16 protein-coding genes and 1 pseudogene are annotated in these 17,391 nt (G+C 43.4%); 12 read left to right on the top strand and 5 right to left on the bottom strand.

The window, feature by feature from the left end; all coding sequences use genetic code 11:
* Window positions 1-124: 124 nt before the first annotated feature.
* Window positions 125-643, bottom strand: coding sequence for a GNAT family protein (locus tag MHH25_RS20025; protein WP_340017891.1), 519 nt, complete (start codon window positions 641-643; stop codon window positions 125-127).
* A 1,043-nt stretch (window positions 644-1,686) separates the two neighbouring features.
* Between MHH25_RS20025 and MHH25_RS20020 the strand changes: the two genes are divergently transcribed.
* From MHH25_RS20020 to MHH25_RS19990, 7 genes are all read left to right on the top strand, one after another.
* Window positions 1,687-2,676, top strand: coding sequence for an ATP-binding protein (locus tag MHH25_RS20020; RefSeq protein ID WP_340017890.1), 990 nt, complete (start codon window positions 1,687-1,689; stop codon window positions 2,674-2,676).
* Between the two features lie 247 nt (window positions 2,677-2,923).
* On the top strand, window positions 2,924-3,715 hold the full coding sequence (locus MHH25_RS20015; RefSeq protein WP_340017889.1) for a hypothetical protein: 792 nt from the start codon (window positions 2,924-2,926) through the stop codon (window positions 3,713-3,715).
* A 359-nt stretch (window positions 3,716-4,074) separates the two neighbouring features.
* On the top strand, window positions 4,075-4,362 hold the full coding sequence (locus MHH25_RS20010; protein WP_340017888.1) for a hypothetical protein: 288 nt from the start codon (window positions 4,075-4,077) through the stop codon (window positions 4,360-4,362).
* A 178-nt stretch (window positions 4,363-4,540) separates the two neighbouring features.
* Entirely contained in the window at window positions 4,541-4,753 is a 213-nt protein-coding gene (locus MHH25_RS20005) for a hypothetical protein (RefSeq protein ID WP_340017887.1), read from the top strand.
* 593 nt (window positions 4,754-5,346) lie between these two features.
* Window positions 5,347-5,862 carry a ParB N-terminal domain-containing protein gene (locus MHH25_RS20000; protein ID WP_340017886.1) on the top strand — a complete coding sequence of 172 codons (516 nt, stop codon included), beginning with the start codon at window positions 5,347-5,349 and terminating at the stop codon, window positions 5,860-5,862.
* Window positions 5,855-6,460 (top strand): protein Mom, encoded by a 606-nt coding sequence (locus MHH25_RS19995; RefSeq protein ID WP_340017885.1) that lies wholly within the window; start codon window positions 5,855-5,857, stop codon window positions 6,458-6,460. Before MHH25_RS20000 ends, MHH25_RS19995 begins: the two co-directional genes overlap by 8 nt.
* A 132-nt stretch (window positions 6,461-6,592) precedes the next feature.
* A complete protein-coding gene (locus tag MHH25_RS19990; protein ID WP_340017884.1) occupies window positions 6,593-6,805 on the top strand; it encodes a hypothetical protein in 213 nt (70 codons plus the stop codon).
* Here MHH25_RS19990 and MHH25_RS19985 read toward each other — a convergent pair.
* Complete coding sequence (locus MHH25_RS19985; protein WP_340017882.1) at window positions 6,800-7,390, bottom strand: hypothetical protein; 591 nt, start codon at window positions 7,388-7,390, stop codon at window positions 6,800-6,802. The genes MHH25_RS19990 and MHH25_RS19985 overlap by 6 nt on opposite strands.
* 99 nt (window positions 7,391-7,489) lie before the next feature.
* On the opposite strand from MHH25_RS19985, the gene MHH25_RS19980 reads away from it, so the two are divergent.
* The 4 genes from MHH25_RS19980 to MHH25_RS19965 all read left to right on the top strand — a co-directional run bounded on the left by MHH25_RS19980 (window position 7,490) and on the right by MHH25_RS19965 (window position 9,733).
* Window positions 7,490-7,612: a hypothetical protein gene (locus MHH25_RS19980; RefSeq protein ID WP_340017880.1), complete on the top strand. Its 123-nt coding sequence runs from the start codon at window positions 7,490-7,492 to the stop codon at window positions 7,610-7,612.
* 163 nt (window positions 7,613-7,775) lie between these two features.
* The gene (locus MHH25_RS19975) at window positions 7,776-8,144 is read left to right on the top strand and encodes a hypothetical protein (protein WP_340017878.1); all 369 of its coding nucleotides are present in this window, start codon (window positions 7,776-7,778) and stop codon (window positions 8,142-8,144) included.
* 16 nt (window positions 8,145-8,160) lie between these two features.
* Window positions 8,161-8,355 (top strand): hypothetical protein, encoded by a 195-nt coding sequence (locus tag MHH25_RS19970; RefSeq protein ID WP_340017877.1) that lies wholly within the window; start codon window positions 8,161-8,163, stop codon window positions 8,353-8,355.
* Between the two features lie 1,096 nt (window positions 8,356-9,451).
* Window positions 9,452-9,733 carry a DUF6809 family protein gene (locus tag MHH25_RS19965; protein ID WP_340017876.1) on the top strand — a complete coding sequence of 94 codons (282 nt, stop codon included), beginning with the start codon at window positions 9,452-9,454 and terminating at the stop codon, window positions 9,731-9,733.
* A 137-nt stretch (window positions 9,734-9,870) separates the two neighbouring features.
* Here the strand turns inward: MHH25_RS19965 and MHH25_RS19960 are convergent, their stop codons facing one another.
* Together MHH25_RS19960 and MHH25_RS19955 are read right to left on the bottom strand one after the other, a co-directional pair.
* Window positions 9,871-11,247, bottom strand: a complete 1,377-nt coding sequence (locus MHH25_RS19960; RefSeq protein WP_340017875.1) for a right-handed parallel beta-helix repeat-containing protein — start codon at window positions 11,245-11,247, stop codon at window positions 9,871-9,873.
* A 655-nt stretch (window positions 11,248-11,902) separates the two neighbouring features.
* Window positions 11,903-13,393 (bottom strand): annotated as a pseudogene (locus MHH25_RS19955) (catalase); the annotation flags it as partial.
* A 206-nt stretch (window positions 13,394-13,599) separates the two neighbouring features.
* Between MHH25_RS19955 and MHH25_RS19950 the strand changes: the two are divergent.
* Window positions 13,600-15,564, top strand: a complete 1,965-nt coding sequence (locus MHH25_RS19950; RefSeq protein ID WP_340017873.1) for an ATP-dependent DNA helicase — start codon at window positions 13,600-13,602, stop codon at window positions 15,562-15,564.
* Window positions 15,565-16,252: 688 nt separating this feature from the next.
* Here the strand turns inward: MHH25_RS19950 and MHH25_RS19945 are convergent.
* Window positions 16,253-17,371, bottom strand: coding sequence for an IS110 family transposase (locus MHH25_RS19945; protein ID WP_339187772.1), 1,119 nt, complete (start codon window positions 17,369-17,371; stop codon window positions 16,253-16,255).
* Between the last annotated feature and the right edge of the window lie 20 nt (window positions 17,372-17,391).

Here is a 17,391-nt window from a genome sequence, read left to right as displayed (position 1 = left end):
TTCTTTAATTCTATTAATTGTTAAAAATGTATCTAAAAAGACGAAAAAAGCCTAACCCCTCAGTATCATGAACGAGGAATTTGGCTTATGATCTTCAGCTTAAACAGCAGTGTCCGATTAGTGATTAGAATAATGATTTATTTATCCATTTATAAGTAATGAATTTTAACATTTGCCCATTCATTTCAAATTGTTTATCGCTAGTTTCTGTATGCTCGAATCCGTTTTGCTCTAAAACTTTTTGAGATGCTAAATTATTGGTGGTTGTTTTTGCCTTAACTTCTTTTATATCTAAATCAACTATCGTATCGAGTAATAATTTTAATGCTTTTTTAGCAACACCTTTTCCAGTGTGGATTTGTCCCACTCTATAGCCGAGAAATCCTATTTTATCGGAATCAATATCAACTAAATTTATTCTTCCAAGAATAGAGTTATTTTCGTCTTTTATTAAATAAAAAAAGGAGAGTCCTTCGACTTGTTCATCAAGCAGGGATTCATTCCTTACTTTAAAAACCTCAGGTATGTAATAATCATCTCCTCGAGACGGTACCATTTCCTCGAAAAAAATTCTGTTTTCAATTTCGAATTCATACAAGTCTTCAATATCTGTATCTTTTAACTTCTCAATTATTATATTCATGAACCCTTTCCTCCAATCAACTTGAATGCTAAATACTACGAATCTGCTTCTATAAACTATAATTTGTACTGTGATAGTTTTTGGTTATGTTAAATAAATATTGAATTAATTGCAATTAAGTTTTTGTACATCAAGTATAACATCCTATTGCGTTATTCAACATTATGGGCGATTAATGGATATTCAAATCCCTAGTAAATTTGAGCAATCTTTGGATGAACATTATGGAAACCTAGGCTCGAAGATGTGGGCGTATATTATGGGGCTTTTTGAACACATGAGCAATTATATGAACAATGGATCTGCGTTACTATAATTACCTAATTATGATACGTTGACTTCTCAATTGACCGCAAGGAAATGGTCAATGACCAGCAAGGGTAAGATACTTCTTGAAAGCAAGAAGGATATGAAAAAACGTGGTCTAAAGCCACCGGATAGGGCTGACGCATATGTTCTGACTTTTGGCGAATATTTGTTGGGAACACCTCAGGCTATAATGCTTCCGTCAATAGGAAGTTTAGCAGTAAAAAGATGAAATGAGATTTCTTTCTTTTATGTAAAGTTAGGTGAGGCAGCAGTCACGCACGCGTATGTATATAGTGAACTTCAGTTCGCCGATTCGATCAGCAAACAGACAGTGACTATAGCTATAAATAATGTGGATAAAGAAGCTGAACTGAAGGAGAAGAATAGATTACTTATTTTGGCAATGGAGAGACTTTCTTCTGTTCAAAGGGAAGTAATTCAACGGAGTTATTTGGACAACGAGGGTGAATTATCAGTTGTGGTGAGATGAGGACTAGCAACAGTACTTATAGAAGGATAAGATCAGGAGCCATGGAATTAATGGATACAGCTCTTGGATTAGAGGTATATTTACGAGATAGTATAATTATAGGAGTTAGATGAAATTCATGTAATATAAAAATCAATCTTACTGTTATAATGTTGTAATAAAAATGAGTTGAAAAAGACGAAATTACCCAAATATCTAAAAATGATTTGCATTACACAAATTTCTATTGAGGATGGGTGGAATTATGAATAATGGATACTCCATTTTTAACCAAATTTTACTTGGTGGTTATTTTGGTTTAAGAAAGATGATTGGGACACAAGAAGAAAATCTATTTATAGATTTCAAAGAGAAACTAAATGTAAATATACCTGGCGCTCAAAAAGAGGATAGAAAAATTTATGGGAAGGCTTTATCCGGTTTTTCTAACTCCTCAGGTGGAGTCATAATTTGGGGGGGTGAAGCTAGGAAAACAACAAATGACTCTCCAGATATTGCAACTGAGGAAAAACCAATAAAGAACTTAAAAAAATTTTTAACTGACTTGAACTCCTTAGTTAATGAAGCAATCATTCCATTGAATACAGGCATAATCAATTCAGTAATTTATTTAAATGATGATGAAACAACTGATGAAGGTTTTCTCATTGCTTATGTACCTGAGTCAGGTATTTCTCCTCATAGAGCTTTGTTTGGTGACAACCAATACTACACTAGAGCTGGAGATAGTTTCATAAAAATGGAGCATCACATGCTTGAGGACGCATTCGGTAGGAGACAAAAACCAAAATTGAAAATAAATTATGAACTTAAAGAGGGTCCGAGCGTAGGGGAGGATCGAACTTTTAGTATATTAATTGGTATTGAAAATATAGGGAAGTATTTAGCTACTTATCCTGCTATAAGGATTAAGACGGGAAGAGAATTTGTTCCTCTTGCTTTAAAAAGAGGAAACTATAATTTGAATTCTATCCCGCAATCGAACGATAAAAGTTTGAGTACAGGCTATCTCTTTGCAGGAGGCATAAATGACACTATACATCCTTATATCAGCATTGATGCAGTAAGTTTACATCCTACAACAGATTGGTTTCAAAAAGACACCTTATTTAACAAAGATGATAAGGGTATCAGTCTATCCTTCGAATATGAAATATTTGCAGAGGGATGCATGCCGTTAATTGGGAAGGGGGAATTTACCGCTGAACAAATTATAGATTTTTTGGAGCTATAAAAAAGTGACGGATAATTGATCGTAAAATGACAGGATTGTGAGAGTCTGCTGGATTTTTAACGTGATATATTTGTATTGTGGAGATCGAGCGAGAATGAAACGCATAGCTGCACATGCAACATATGACTGGGGCGTTCCTCTTCTCGCTTTTTCTAAACTTTGTGGGAAACCCTCCGATAAAAAAAGAAGGAGGAGATTTAAATGAGTTTAAATGATCCGAAAATTGAAATGAATGATATTCTATTGAGTGAAAAGGGAGGAATTAATAGCACGAAGGGATAAAATTGAGAAGGACAGTTTACTGTTTAAGCGATCTTACATCGTTGGTAATGCAATGCTTATTCTACTAGCTGGATATCTTTTTATTAACATGGGAAATCAAATTAAACATATATCAATTCTCATAGGAACAGTTGCCCTTTATTTAATTGTATTTTTGATTATGTCTTTTATGTTTAACAAGAATAAGGTTTATGATCAGATTGTAGAGCTTGAAAATGAAATAGACCTACAGAAGGTCGGTGCTGAGTCATTAGAAAAAAGGGCAGAGAAACAATTCAGAATTCATCAAACCGATTTAAAAAGATACTATGATCTATCTCTTAATCAGAGCAGATGGATTTTTTTGGTAGGGCTTATATGTATACTCGCTGGTATGGTAATAATCATAACTACATTAGTATTCCTCTTCAACAGTAATAATAATGAAGTAGTAATTTCAGTCACTGGTGGAGTAGCGGGTGTTCTTACGAATTTCATTGGTGTTATTTTTCTTAAAATGTATTCCGAAACTGTTAAGTCTCTCAGTACTTTTCATGAGAGATTGGTAGCAACTCATCACCTCCATTTTAGTAACTTTTTAATCTCAAAAATTTTCAACGATCCTTTAAGAGAAGAAGCATGGGCAAAGCTGGCACTTTCACTATCAAAAGAAAGCAACGAGATTCTTTTGATAATGTTAGGAATGAGGAGAGAGACACTGATTAATTCTAAAAAATCAGTGTTGATTTGTTTGACGTATCCAATACTAACTCAGTAAAATGGTCTTGTTCTTCCTCTATAGTTACATAGAACGTATGCATTTAAAGCAAAGAGCGCAGCGTTTTTGCGGCGACCGTTTCGGGCGCATGCTTTTAGGACGTAACAACAACATCATACATAACACATAACACATTAAAGTCGTTCCTTCACTGGATCGGCTTTTTTTATTGGAGGAATTGAAGTGATCAGTAGAAGACGAAAGAAGATACGATTTCGCCCCAACAAGCAGCCTGAGAAATGCAAAGGTTGTGTATGGGGGAGATGGGATGGAGTGAAGCAGTTCTGTAGTAGACCAAAATGCCCAAAAGAGGTAAAATATACCTAGCACGTTTTGGTAGTGTTAGAGGAGGTGTTGACATGTTTGAAAAGCTTAAAAAACTTATTAATGAAGGCGTGGATCTACAAGTCGAGACTACAGGGTTTACAGTTAATACTGATACCTTAAGTCATGAATTTGAGAATTGGGTTAAAACATCTATTGATTTATTAAACAAAGAATTTATAGGCGATTTTAATGAACACCTACTGAAAATATCATTTAGAGATCGTCATAAAAATCCTGAATCTACACGAAAAACAATTCTTAAGGTTCTTCAGGATAGAAAAAATTTTTACAACTTAATAACCGTGAAAGATAGCGAATAGGAAATATAAAAAAGCATCGTTGTGGTGCGTTTTCTTTTGTCCTCTAACGAATAATAGTATTTTTGCAACTAATATGTTCCAAGTGCGTATATCATCTCTAGCACTCTATTTAAGTGTTAGGGGAGGTGGAGAATATGTTGGAAAAACTTATTGTTGAAGGGAACGAAGTTCGAATTACTTGCGCCAAGCAAGGTATGATGGGGAATTTTTAACTGGTGAAGATTATGAGACTTGGATTGCAAAGGGGATTTTGTTTATGGAGAGAACTTATCCTAACGATACCCTGACCAAGAAGTTCATTGAAGCTAGTAAAGACGCAGCAGGTAATGGCGTGAGTCATTATAACACTATGATTGGTATCCTTAGAGCTTTAAACGAATACGAAGGATAAACGAAGCACCCATCGTGGTGCTTTTTCTTTTGCATTCATATGACAGAATGTGAGCCGTTCTGAGCTTTTAAGCATGAGAACGTCCGTTTGCAGGGATCAGTCCATTGAAGAGCGGAGAACAGCGTCTGAATGAGCCTACGCATGCATACGATGGTCACCCAAACGTTGAAACCAACTCAACACAAATAAATAAAAATAGAACCCGCAGGACTAGGCATGTCCTTTGGGTTCTACTTCACGCTTTTTTACCGAAATCACCTTGCAGCTCTGGGTCTCTAAATGTAGCGCGTTGATTTTAACCGCCATTATTCCAGACGGCAAGTTATCTGCAACTTCAAGTACAGAGATTGTCCAGACATTAGTGCCTAGCTAATTTCTTGAGGCTTGCCACGGCTTTAGCAGACGTGAACCTGCTAATCTTTTACCCCTATAGCCCGTGGCTTCCAAGGAAAAATCCCTAGCTTTCGGAACATGGGGAGCTCAAAAATGTGGACAAGAAGACCACACTCCTTTCTCCCCTCTTTCGAGGATACATGTTCATACGCCGAGTAATAGGAAAGGTTTCGAGATTTCAAAAAAATGGAGGTATAAACATGAACATCAGAATCGTGCCGATCGATCAGATTAATGCAGCAGCCTACAATCCCCGTGTTGACCTTCAACCGGGAGATTTGGAATACGAGAAGCTACGCCGCAGCATAGAGAAATTCGGTTATGTGGAGCCGATTGTCTGGAACGAACGCACTGGGAACATGGTCGGCGGCCATCAACGGTATAAGATCATGGTCAACGAGATGGGACACACTGAGTTGCAGGTATCCTTGGTGGATCTGGACGATCAGCAGGAACGGCTACTAAATATTGCTTTGAACAAGGTATCAGGTGATTGGAATGAAGATGCCCTATCGCAGTTGCTTGCTGAGCTGCAACAGGAAGGCGTAGATATTTCCTTGTCCGGGTTCGACGATGTGGACCTGAAACAGATGCTTGGTGAGATTGAGATCCCGAACTTCGATGCGGGTACTTCCGAGGATCAAGGCGATTTGGGGGTATTGAGTTCAAAACTGGTGACTTGTCCGCACTGCAAAGAGGAATTCGAACATGATTGATTTAAAAGTGGATTGGGCGACACATGCAGCAGCGAAGTTTTCCTGTGAGAACTTCCACTATAGTCGCAGCTTGCCCGCAGGAAAGTCGGTCAAAGTGGGGGCATGGGAGGATGGCCAGTTTATCGGTGTTGTTATATTCAGCCGAGGAGCGACTCAGAATATCGGTTCTCCATACCTGACGCAGCGTGAATGCTGTGAGTTGACACGGGTTGCCTTAACAAAGCATCAATCATTTGTGTCGGAGATCCTTGCCAAAGCGATCCGGTTCTTGAAGGAGCAATCCCCCAATGTGGAGTTGATCGTCAGTTATGCCGACGTTGAGCAAAAGCATCACGGCGGGATCTATCAGGCTACGAACTGGATCTATGAGGGGAAGACGGACGGGGAGCATTATTTCATCATTAAAGGGAAGAAGACACATCCCAAATCGATTCACAGCAAGTACGGTACCGGCAGTCAACGCATCGATTGGATCAGGAACAACTTGGATGCCAATGCCGAATTGTACCGGACAGAGGGTAAGCACAAGTACCTGATGCCTTTGAACAAGAAGATGCGGCGTAAGATTCTGCTGTTGCACAAACCATATCCAAAATAAAAGGGAAGACGCGGTAACGTCTCCCCATTCTCCCAGGGTATCCCCCGGCTGAGATAGCGGCCCGCCACGCGTGGCATTTTGCAGACATCCGCTATCTCGCATTCCATCATAACGGAAAGCTGAGGGGTACGCATGAGAACACCAGATGAAGATTTATTGCAACATGAACTCGCTGTAATGGAAGGTATCCTTGAGAGTAAAGAGCAATACAGGAAGATCGTCAAGGCATCAATTGCCCAGTGGGTGAAAGACCAGCAGGCTGGAAATATAAAGATGCAGACCGTTCAGGATCTGGAACGTCTCATCGAATTGGATATCAAGCTTCAGCAGGACGAGTTGTTATGATGATGATGCGATTCCTGCGTTGTCTTGATTAAGATTTTCAGGAGTAATATCATTTATAACTAACTCTGAATCTGATGTTATTTCGTCAGAAGCTACAATATGAATGTTGATTAACTCTGTAGATCGATTTGTAGAAAATTTGAATATGTAAGAAATAAATATCACACTACTAACGATGAGCATCAACAAAAGTACTATTTCGGATATAGGTTTTATAATAGATAACAGTTCAATAGTTTCTTTGGGGATTTTCAGAGTTGTTGTGATCATTAATCCAACAAGCGTTATAAAGATGGTGATTAGTTTAATAATATCCTCAAAGGGGCTATTATCAGATTGTTTTTCTTTTAGAATCTTCAGATGAATGCGCGCTACTTTTAACTTCTGACTATCATTAGTTTGTAGTGTTCTATAAGCTCTTAGTAACAATTTAATATCTTCTTGTGAAACAACGTTGGATTTCAAGGCCCCATTTGGTAAATTTTTCTCAATATTTAATTTTAAAACTTTAAATCTTTGAATTTCAACTAGAATAGTAATAACAATCAGTAAAATCAAAACCCCTATTATAAGAAATGAATTCATCTAACTACCTCCAAATTCTGTTTTAAGATATATCGGAAGTATTTAGATAATTATTAATTTCGAGTAATATCGAGGATATAATAACGATGGAGGGATGATATGTCCGTTAAAAGCTATCAGAAGATCATTCCGGCTACGGCCATTCAGTTCGAGGGTAACAGCTCGACACATACAGATGAGATCTTCGCATTTGTTGAGGTGCCAATTTCTATTGTTTTTTGATCCATTGCAAGTACCTGTTGGGAATGGTGATGAATGTATGAGGATTGCTGATTAAATCCGTAGTAACTCGATGATATTATAAATCCATAGAAGTATGAAGAACTTTAGGAGGTCAGGAAACTTTTCCTGCCTTCTATTTTTATGTCTGGAGGTAGGATAATGAATGCTTAAACACGAATGCCAGAAAATGAAGGAATACGGTCACCCTGTAAATGAAATGACTTATGACCCGCGTTCACATCGGAGTTGGGAACTTGATCTTGGCTTCATTCATGATGGGACATGTACACTATTCGTTTCATACTGCCCTTTCTGTGGAGAGAAGTTGAATACCGTCAATGAAGGCAATAAGGAACGCATCAAGCCGGTTGTGCCGACAGTTCCGCAGATGGCTCATGATCTTGATGTGAGTCTTCACATGATTGGCGTTGAGATGACGAAGGTAAATCCTGATCAGGAGATTATCAATAAGCTCTTTATCAGGTCTAAAAATTGGGCAATTGCATTGAATGGAACATTGAATAAGTTCTAGGGAGGATTGGAGAACCATGAACGAATTTGTTCAATTCACCATTGAACAATGGAGGGAGAAAAGAGATAAGGCATTCTGCACTCATAATCTCAACCTTGAGGAAGTATACGCAAAAGGTGAATTTGATAGCCTTCCTGCCGAATGTCTCATAGCGATATGTTACGTAGATGCATTTGCTTGCGTTCAGGCAAAGATTGAAGAGAGTAAATAGTATGAATCATGTCGAGTTAGGAGAGGCGGTGAAAACTTGAAATGGTATCATAAAGCAATATATTCATTTGCGAATTCGGTTCTTCCGGCTGCTGTAAAGCGACAGATGATGGGTTTTGGCAGGATGACCTCTCCAAGATCATCAAACGGATGGGATATATTCAATTGACTCCCGAAAAAGTACCAGAGTGCTCATAATACTGATCTGACAAAACTACAGAATCATACAGCAGAAGAATTGCTGGAGATTCTTGTATCTGTTCATCACGATATTTCGCGTGCGCTCTAAAACTTTCTGCGCATGGGTGACACGCCGCTTACATTTACAGCAAAGAAGCAAGTGGTAGTGACGATGAGATTGGGTAGAGGTCTTTGGATGTAATCAAAAACTTATTAGATTATCCACTTCCTTCACCTGGTTATCAGCATGGAAGGCCGCTAGACAAGCTTGATACGATTCAGTGGATGATGATCATGGTACGTGGGACTTGTGCTGGTTAAGTAGTTCTAAACGAGTGCTGTTGTAATGAAGTGATTGATATCGTACCTGTTATCCCTGCGACAATTTGGTTCAGGAGAGAAGAGGGAACAAATCGGCTTGTCCCTTGGCAATACATTTGCTGGCGAAAATAGTTTGGCTAGAATAAGAAGATCGATACGCCGACAATCATTTATAAGAGTTCGATCTTATGGCTAATGATCATTACGGACGAACACCTATAAAAAATTTGAAAGATGAATTCATTAATAAGGTACTATTTTTGGCTTTTCTTCCAGTATGAAAGGACATGGCCTCGGGTACTAAAACTCAAGCCGAATCACTTTGATGGATAAGACATTCTTACATCTGTCCGATTTAAAAGATAATCTGTACTGGTCTGATGATAGTCAGCCAACTTAATCAATATATCCGTTGGAATGTCCCACTCGCCTCATTCATAGTTGCTATATATGCGACTATAGCTAGATAAGCTTCATTTGGTGTTTGAGGCATGGTATAACTTTAATTTCGACTCAATAAAAAACTAGCGGATTTCCCGCTAAATTCCTATCTCACCTCATCCCTTGATGTACAATCTTCCTGAGGTGACCTTACCATGAAGGATAACATGTCAAACCTGATCGAAGATTTGTTTTACGGGAACCTGCGGTTGGACGAGTCGATTCATCCTGAGCAAGAAGAGTATCAGGAGATCAATCGCCAGATATCGGACCTGATGCAGGCCTACAAAACACAGCTTACCGAGAACGAATACGATGCCTTGGAACAACTGATCGACTTGATCGGACAATCCACGTCGATGTATGTGGAAGCGGCATTTGAGCAAGGTTTTCGCACAGGCGGCAGACTGATAATTGAGGTTTTAGCTAAACCGTGAGTATTTACCTACTTCATAAGCCAGCGGCAGACAATACACAACAATTCAAAAATCCCCTCATCCATTACCACCGAGCAGGCTGGCATGGGAGAGGGGATTTTGCTTTTAAATTATTCCTTTATCTCAATAACTACTACTTACCGTGCTCCAATATTCGTACCCGTTGGTGTACCCGAGCCGATCAGATCACTGCCACCCGCAAGCTTGAGGAAATTGCCCAAGACAGGCGTGCCGTCCGCGCTACGTGTTACCGAAGGCACGAGGGAGACAAAGTCGGCTGCGCTGGCGAGCAGGCCTTTGGCGTTCTCGCTTTTTTTGTTCTTCCACCAGACGTTAGTGCTGCTGACGTCGGTTCCGCTTGTTTTGTCACTGGCGCCGCCTTGGAAGGACAGGTTGTTGGTGAAGATGTGGGTGCCTACATCAAAGGCAAAGTTGCTTTGCCCATTGTTCCAGGAGGTGTTATTTTTCATCTGGATCGAACCGGGATTGCTGTTGTAGGTGAAGCCGTGCTTTTTATTATTAAATGCAATGTTGTTCTCGACGATATGATTTACCGCAATCTTCTCACCGCCGAGCTTGAAGCCGTTGCCATCACTGTTGGAGGTAGAAGTGCCGTCTGCGGTTGCGCCATTGGCGTAGGCGATGCTGTTGCGGATCGTAACCGCGCCGATGGCGCCTGTATCTGTTTTACTATACAGATCCCAGCCATCGTCCACGTTATAGGCGGCAATACAACCGTCGAAGACGTTGCCCGGGCCTACGGTCAGTTTGGCCGCAAAACCGTCTGCATCCTCGCCGTCATCCGGGTCATAGTTGTTGTGGGAGTATGAACGAATCACTTCATTATATGCTGGCCATTCACTCTTGGCGGCTGTTGAAGCATAACGTCCCATTTGAATACCCGTATCCCGGTTGTGATGAGCTTCAATCTGCTCCAGACGGTTGTAACTACCTCCGATGAAGATGCCGTTGTCGCCCGCACCTTTCACCTCAAGCCCTTTGACGAACCAGTAGTCTCCGAACATTTGCAGTCCACGATTGGTGGAAGCGAAGGCTTGGGCTGAGAAATCAAAGACCGGTTTTTCCGATCCATACGCCACCAGGTTTTTACGTTGGCTCGATGTACCGCTGTTGCCACGTTCAATGGTAATGGTCTGGGAGAAGTTATAGTTACCGCCGCGTAGATAGATCGTTTTGCCCGGTGCGATCTGGGTCAATGCGTTAGCCAGTGACGTTGGACTGTTGATCGTACCCGGATTGCTGGCTGAGCCGTTAGGAGACACATACAGATCACCCGCAGCAAGTGCGATATTAGAAGTCGCCACCGATTCAGAGGGATTTTGCAAGCTGCTCTCGATCAGTTCTGCTGCACCAACCGATCCACCACCAATTAATAATAGAGGGAACGCGGCGCTCAGACAGATATGGGCCATTTTGGATTTGAGGGAGCGTTCTTTCAGAGAACGTGCAGATCGTGCAGATACATGAGTAGATGTGGATGGGAATAATTTCATTACGTAGACCTCCTTGGTTAATTTGGGAATAGAATGAAGAGCATGTGGTAGCCGTGTACCAGACGTTACCTATGAGATAGATCATGCCGGCTGGTTAGATGTAATCTCTAGGACACAGCTTTATGGTAAATGTTGTAAGCGTTATCATCAATAATCATCTGATCAGATGGAGGTACATGCAGGCAGGTCAGGCCTGCAAGCTTCCAATGCCTGTAATATCACGTGAATTATGTAATCTTTCCATTAGGTGATAGCTCTCATTTAACGAAGAATCATCTGAAATGAACGTAGAGAAGTACGCTTTTCCATCCTCAGAGTACCAGTTTTACTTATGATCCACTCCTATGAACTTCATTCAACCTAAAATAAATAGAAGCCTACATCCTGAAGTGAAGATTATACTCAAACTAGTCATGAAAAAGCCCTGATAGCAGCTGCAATTGGCAACTTGACGATCAGGGCTATGTTTAATCCAGAACGTAATCTCCTTACTCAAAATACCCAAATGTACCAACAGTGTCAGACTCAGCGATCCAAACGCTGTCCATCCACCTTAATATCCGTCCGTCTCACGACTGCGTTTCTCTGCTTGCTCGACACTTGGTTCATGTTTCGGTTGGACCGTTGTACTATCATCGGTTGGAACAGAGGCCAGCCCTTCAGCCACACGACGACCATAATCGGCATCGGCTTGGGTAAAATGAGAGATCATGCGCTCCCGAATATCCGGTTTGCATTGTGCCAACGCGCCGACCATGTTGCTGATTAGCTCATCCCTCTCCCAATCCTCGAATGCCCGGTACGTATCTCCTGCCTGACCAAAGTCATTTGTACGCTCAATCTTCTCACGAACAAGTCGGCCTTCCACCAGTGGTTCATGCTCTTTACCACGTGGCGCCGCTTCCTTTAGTCCACCGAGCGAGGAAGGTTCATAGTTCACATGTGGATTCTGACCCGGTGCCCGATCGACCTGATACTGCATCTGCCCGCCGCTCTGATTGGTTGCCACCCGGTTTTTCGGCGCATTCACAGGCAGTTGCAGATAATTCGCACCCACCCGGTGACGCTGGGTATCTGAATAAGAGAAGGTGCGTCCCTGCAGCAACTTGTCATCTGAGAAATCCAGCCCGTCTACCAATACACCTGTGCCAAACGCTGCTTGCTCCACTTCATTGAAATAATCCTCGGGATTACGATTCAGCGTCATTTTGCCAACAGGTAGAAAAGGAAACTGCTCCTGCGGCCACAACTTGGTCGGGTCCAGCGGGTCGAAATCCAACTCCGGATGCTCGCCGTCCTCCATCACTTGAACGCACAGCTCCCATTCGGGATACTCCCCTTTTTCAATAGCGTGATACAGGTCCAATGTCGCATGATTGAAGTTCTGTCCTTGAATCTCGCTCGCGTCTTTTTGCAGCAGGTTGCGTATCCCTTGATTGAGCGGTTCCCAGTGGTATTTGATGAGTACGCCCGTGCCTTCCTGATTGATCCATTTGTATGTATTAACACCCGACCCGTGCATCTGCCGATAATTCGCTGGAATGCCCCATGGAGAGAAGAGGAATGTCACCATATGGGTAGCTTCAGGACTTAGCGATACAAAGTCGAAAAACCGCTCCATATCCTGTGCATTGGTCAACGGGTCTGGCTTGAAGGCATGTACCATATCCGGGAATTTGAGTGGGTCGCGAATGAAAAAGATTTTCAGATTGTTACCCACCAGATCCCAGTTGCCATCTTCGGTATAGAATTTTACAGCAAATCCGCGCGGGTCCCGCAGTGTCTCCGGTGAATGTCCGCCATGTATAACGGTAGAGAAGCGAACGAAAACGGGCGTTTGTTTGCCTTTTTCCTGAAACAGACGTGCACGTGTGTACTTCGATACTGGTTCACTCCCGGCTGTTCCATACGCTTCAAATATGCCATGAGCGCCAGCACCGCGGGCATGGACCACACGTTCCGGAATACGTTCGCGGTCGAAGTGAGTAATCTTTTCGAGAAAATGATAGTTCTCCAGCGTAGTCGGTCCCCTGCTGCCAACGGTTCGTACATTCTGATTGTCCGTAATGGGATGCCCTTGTCGATCCGTTAATGTCTCAGCTGATTTGTCTGAGGAATGCTCTGGTTGTGAAGACTGATGATTCATGGAGTGGAGCACCGCCTTTCCTTAAAGTGGATTCCTGTATATATTTTCCCTGAAAATTGGTTCTATACATTAAACCTCGCAAATAATCTCGTAAAAAAAGCTTGTCACCCGCTTCATCGCGTGAGATAATTAACTTTTGCCCTGCGGCCTTTTTTGAACGGAAAAATGAAAGAGGACCGCGTCTAAGAATGGAGGCTGACCTAGGATTGTCTACACAACGTTATCCTTTTGCATATGATCCGGCTGAACCTTTTGTATCCCGTCTCGGGGAATGGGTTGCCGATGTTTTTTACGATATTTTGCCAGAGTCCGGCTTCGAGGTACGGGATGAACAGATTTTTATGGCGTACCAGCTCGAACGGGCCTATGGAGATAAAAAGACCATTATGGCGGAGGCCGGTGTCGGAACAGGCAAGACGTTAGTCTATCTGCTCTACGCGGTCTGTTATGCACGTTATACGGGCAAACCGGCAGTGATCGCCTGTGCCGATGAGTCCTTAATTGAACAGCTTGTGAAGCCCGGCGGAGATATTGCGAAGCTGGCTGCACATCTGGACTTGGAAGTGGACGCACGTCTGGGCAAGTCACCGGATCAATACGTCTGTCTGAACAAACTAAGTGCGATGCGATTTGCGGATGAAGATGCGCCTGTTATTGAAGAAGTGCATGAGAGTCTGCCGGATTTTGTGAACACGCCGGGTACACTTCAGGCCTTCCATCCGTATGGTGACCGCAAACAGTATCCACATCTGAATGATCGTCAGTGGAACAAAATCAACTGGGACCCGTTCCAGGATTGTTTTGTTTGTCCTAAAAGACAACGCTGCGGCCTGACGCTGTCGCGTGACCATTACCGACGTTCCAAAGACATCATCATCTGTTCCCATGATTATTACATGGAGCATGTGTGGACCTATGATGCGCGCAAACGCGAGGGGCAACTGCCACTCCTGCCTGATCACAGCTCGGTTGTATTTGATGAAGGACATTTGTTGGAAGAAGCAGCCCTGAACGCACTGAGCTACAAGCTGAAACACCGTATCTTTGAGGAACTCGTCACTCGCCTGCTTGAAGGAGAGATTCGTGAATCCCTCGCCGAGTGTGTAGATGAAGCGATTGAGAGCAGTGAGCGACTGTTTGCATTGCTGGATACGTATACGGTGGCGATCCCTGGTTCGGAACGGAAAGAAGTTCGGGTAGAAGCACCGCTTCTGCGTGAGATTGAACGTCTGACGAGTGTGCTGGATGCGATCGGTGAGGAACTGGTATTTGAGAGCGGATTGTTCTCGCTGGATGGTTATCAGATGCGTGTCGTGGAAGAACATCTCGATATGATTCAGTCTGCGCTTGCCTTGTTCCGCAAGGAAGATGGTTACATCTGTTGGGCGGAAGAGAGCGAGGATGAGACGACCTTATCGATCATGCCGCGCACCGTGAAGGAAATGCTGAACGAGCGTGTGTTCAACACAGGTATTCCAATCGTATTCTCCTCCGCGACGTTATCTGTGGACAGTTCATTCCGTTATGTGGCGGACAGCCTGGGCATTGATGATTTTGTATCATTCTCGGTGGCTTCCCCGTATGATTATGCGGACAAAATGAAGATGAAAATTACCGATGAAGCTATACCGGGTCACCCGGAGAACGAAAATCGCATGCGTGATGCGGTGTCGTTACTTCAGGAGAGTGGAGGACGTGCGCTGGTTCTGTTCCGAACGATGGAAGAGCTACGTGCGTTCAAGCAGGACATCGTTCATGTACCTGAAGCAGAAGGTTTGCGCTTTATGTATGAGGGCGACCGGGAGATCAGTGATCTGATCGCGGCATTCCAGCAGGATGAGGAGAGTGTGTTGTGCTCCGTTAATCTGTGGGAAGGACTGGACGTTCCAGGTCCGTCATTATCCAATGTCATGATCTGGTCGCTTCCGTATCCACCACAGGACCCTGTCTTCAATGCAAAACGCAGTGCGTCGGCAGCACCATACGAAGAGATCGATCTTCCGTATATGCTCTTACGTGTGAAGCAAGGTCTCGGACGTCTGATTCGGACAAGCACGGATTCCGGTTCTGCGGTCATTCTCGATGAATCGCTGTATACCAAAAAGGAAGCCAAAGACCGCATTGCGGCTCTGCTTCCTGAAGGTGTGGAATGGACAACCCTGACACACTAACCAGCTTACGTTAAATATTCTTGTTTTATTTTCGATGATAAAGTTTCTTACCAAAATAAGTTCTTGTTCTCTGCGGATTAACCATCCGTAAGTGAGCAAGGGCTTTTTTTGTTTTGATGGTTCCTTCAATGTACTTCTCTTCCCTTTTTTTCGAGGGGTTTTCCCTCGCTCCTCGCTACCAATCGCTCCAACATTCTAACGAACCTACCGCACCTTATTAGAGTGATAATGAAGAGATGTAAATTCTAACGAATCTCAGTAACGTTATCCCGCCGAAAATAGCTTTTAAGCCTGTAAATCGACCGAATTTGGAGAAATAACGTCGCTGTGATTCGTTACACGTCAGACCTGCGCAAATAGGAGCGAATAGCGTGTGTCAGGTTCATTGCTATGAACGTTTTTGTCAAGTCCATCACAAAAAGCTGCTTTTCCCCGAAGCCCTAAGCGCGGGAGTCCATATGCGAGCGACGGTTGGCACGCTGCTATCCGTGGGTTGGTTACCACATGGTATGCCTTCGTCAAGGAGAGCTTTTACAAGCTAGCCACGCACGTTCAGCCCATTAAAAGCCTAGTGCAAACGAACCTCGTACATTCTCTCCTGAACCTTCCATGAACTCCCGGGCCTAAGGCTCCGGAGTTTTCCCCTTTTTCCTTTTAAACCATCCGTCTCTTCAAGATGAATAACAGATTACTGAGCGTTCGGTAGCTCCAACGTTCGGGCGACCGCCCAAATGAACCCGGTCAGTTCCCTGGCCACCGCGGTGACCGCGACATTTTTGTGTTTGTTTAATCCATAAACTAAACGGCGGAATTTTCGGTGCAGCCGTTCCTGGGCTTTCCATGAAATGAGCTGTATGTCCGCAGGCAGACCTTCCAAACGGCGGGCCAAGTCCCCTTTAATCGCAGGCCGATGGCGGTAACTCCATGCCGATTCAATCAAGGTGCGACGCAATCGTCCATTTCCCGCTTTGGTGAGCGAGCCTCGTTGGGTACGGACTCCAGACGAATGCTCACGCGGAACCAGGCCCAAGTAAGCCATGAGCTGAGCAGGAGAACGGAACCGGGCAAAGGAACCGATCTCCGCAGCAAGCGTGACGGCCGTGAGAAATCCAATGCCACGCAGAGACTGTAAAATCTGAATCAAATCGGCTTTGGAACTGGTCGCTGCCTCTTCAATCAAGGCTTTTTCCAGTCGACCGATGCGTTGCTCGATCTCGTCCATGGCATGAAGGTACTCCGTAAACGCAATCTGCATAGGCGCATTCGGGAAGGTCAGTTGTCCAAGCCATACGCGATATTTTTTCGTCCAGCGACGTTTGATTTGTTCAGGCGGATGGATCTGGTGACGCAATAAAAATTTGAGCACGCGTTGACGAGCCCGGTGAGCATCTTCTTTTGCCGATTCGCGTGCCCGAACCAATTCACGAAGCGCCTCATCTTCACGTGCTGGAACGTAAATCGGCGTAAGCTCGCCTGCACGGAACAGACGTGCCAGTTGCTCGGCATCCCGTCGATCGGTTTTCACGTGATCGCCGGAGCGTTTGGGGATGAGTGAAGGGGCAATGACGACACAATGGGCCCCCATGGATTCGATCCAGCGGTAGGTTTCGTATCCTGTAGGACCGGCCTCATAACAAAACGAGAGGGAGCTTGCCGGACCCAACTCTTTGATGAGTTTGCGTAAGGCAGCAGGCGCATGAGCAATGGTACCGTAATACCGCGGCTTGTCTTTACCCTCGTCAGCAATAGCGACAGAAATTTTTTCTTTGGATACATCTAAACCAATGAATTTTGTGGTAGACTTCATAGGGATAGCTCTCCTTTGCT

Origin of the sequence: Paenibacillus sp. FSL H3-0457 (genome assembly GCF_037981725.1) — a bacterium.
GTDB lineage: Bacteria > Bacillota > Bacilli > Paenibacillales > Paenibacillaceae > Paenibacillus > Paenibacillus amylolyticus.
Note: the sequence above shows the minus strand (reverse complement) of the source record. Positions and strands in the feature narration are given on the sequence as shown.

Bases quoted from the DNA above. Each gene is read 5' to 3' on its own strand.
- MHH25_RS19960 (WP_340017875.1), bottom strand. From the start codon at position 11,247: ATGAAATTATTCCCATCCACATCTACTCATGTATCTGCACGATCTGCA.
- MHH25_RS19945 (WP_339187772.1), bottom strand. From the start codon at position 17,371: ATGAAGTCTACCACAAAATTCATTGGTTTAGATGTATCCAAAGAAAAA.
- MHH25_RS19980 (WP_340017880.1), top strand. From the start codon at position 7,490: ATGTCCGTTAAAAGCTATCAGAAGATCATTCCGGCTACGGCCATTCAG.
- MHH25_RS19995 (WP_340017885.1), top strand. From the start codon at position 5,855: ATGATTGATTTAAAAGTGGATTGGGCGACACATGCAGCAGCGAAGTTT.
- MHH25_RS19990 (WP_340017884.1), top strand. From the start codon at position 6,593: ATGAGAACACCAGATGAAGATTTATTGCAACATGAACTCGCTGTAATG.
- MHH25_RS19970 (WP_340017877.1), top strand. From the start codon at position 8,161: ATGAACGAATTTGTTCAATTCACCATTGAACAATGGAGGGAGAAAAGA.
- MHH25_RS19985 (WP_340017882.1), bottom strand. From the start codon at position 7,390: ATGAATTCATTTCTTATAATAGGGGTTTTGATTTTACTGATTGTTATT.
- MHH25_RS19965 (WP_340017876.1), top strand. From the start codon at position 9,452: ATGAAGGATAACATGTCAAACCTGATCGAAGATTTGTTTTACGGGAAC.
- MHH25_RS20025 (WP_340017891.1), bottom strand. From the start codon at position 643: ATGAATATAATAATTGAGAAGTTAAAAGATACAGATATTGAAGACTTG.
- MHH25_RS20000 (WP_340017886.1), top strand. From the start codon at position 5,347: ATGAACATCAGAATCGTGCCGATCGATCAGATTAATGCAGCAGCCTAC.
- MHH25_RS19975 (WP_340017878.1), top strand. From the start codon at position 7,776: ATGCTTAAACACGAATGCCAGAAAATGAAGGAATACGGTCACCCTGTA.
- MHH25_RS20020 (WP_340017890.1), top strand. From the start codon at position 1,687: ATGAATAATGGATACTCCATTTTTAACCAAATTTTACTTGGTGGTTAT.
- MHH25_RS20010 (WP_340017888.1), top strand. From the start codon at position 4,075: ATGTTTGAAAAGCTTAAAAAACTTATTAATGAAGGCGTGGATCTACAA.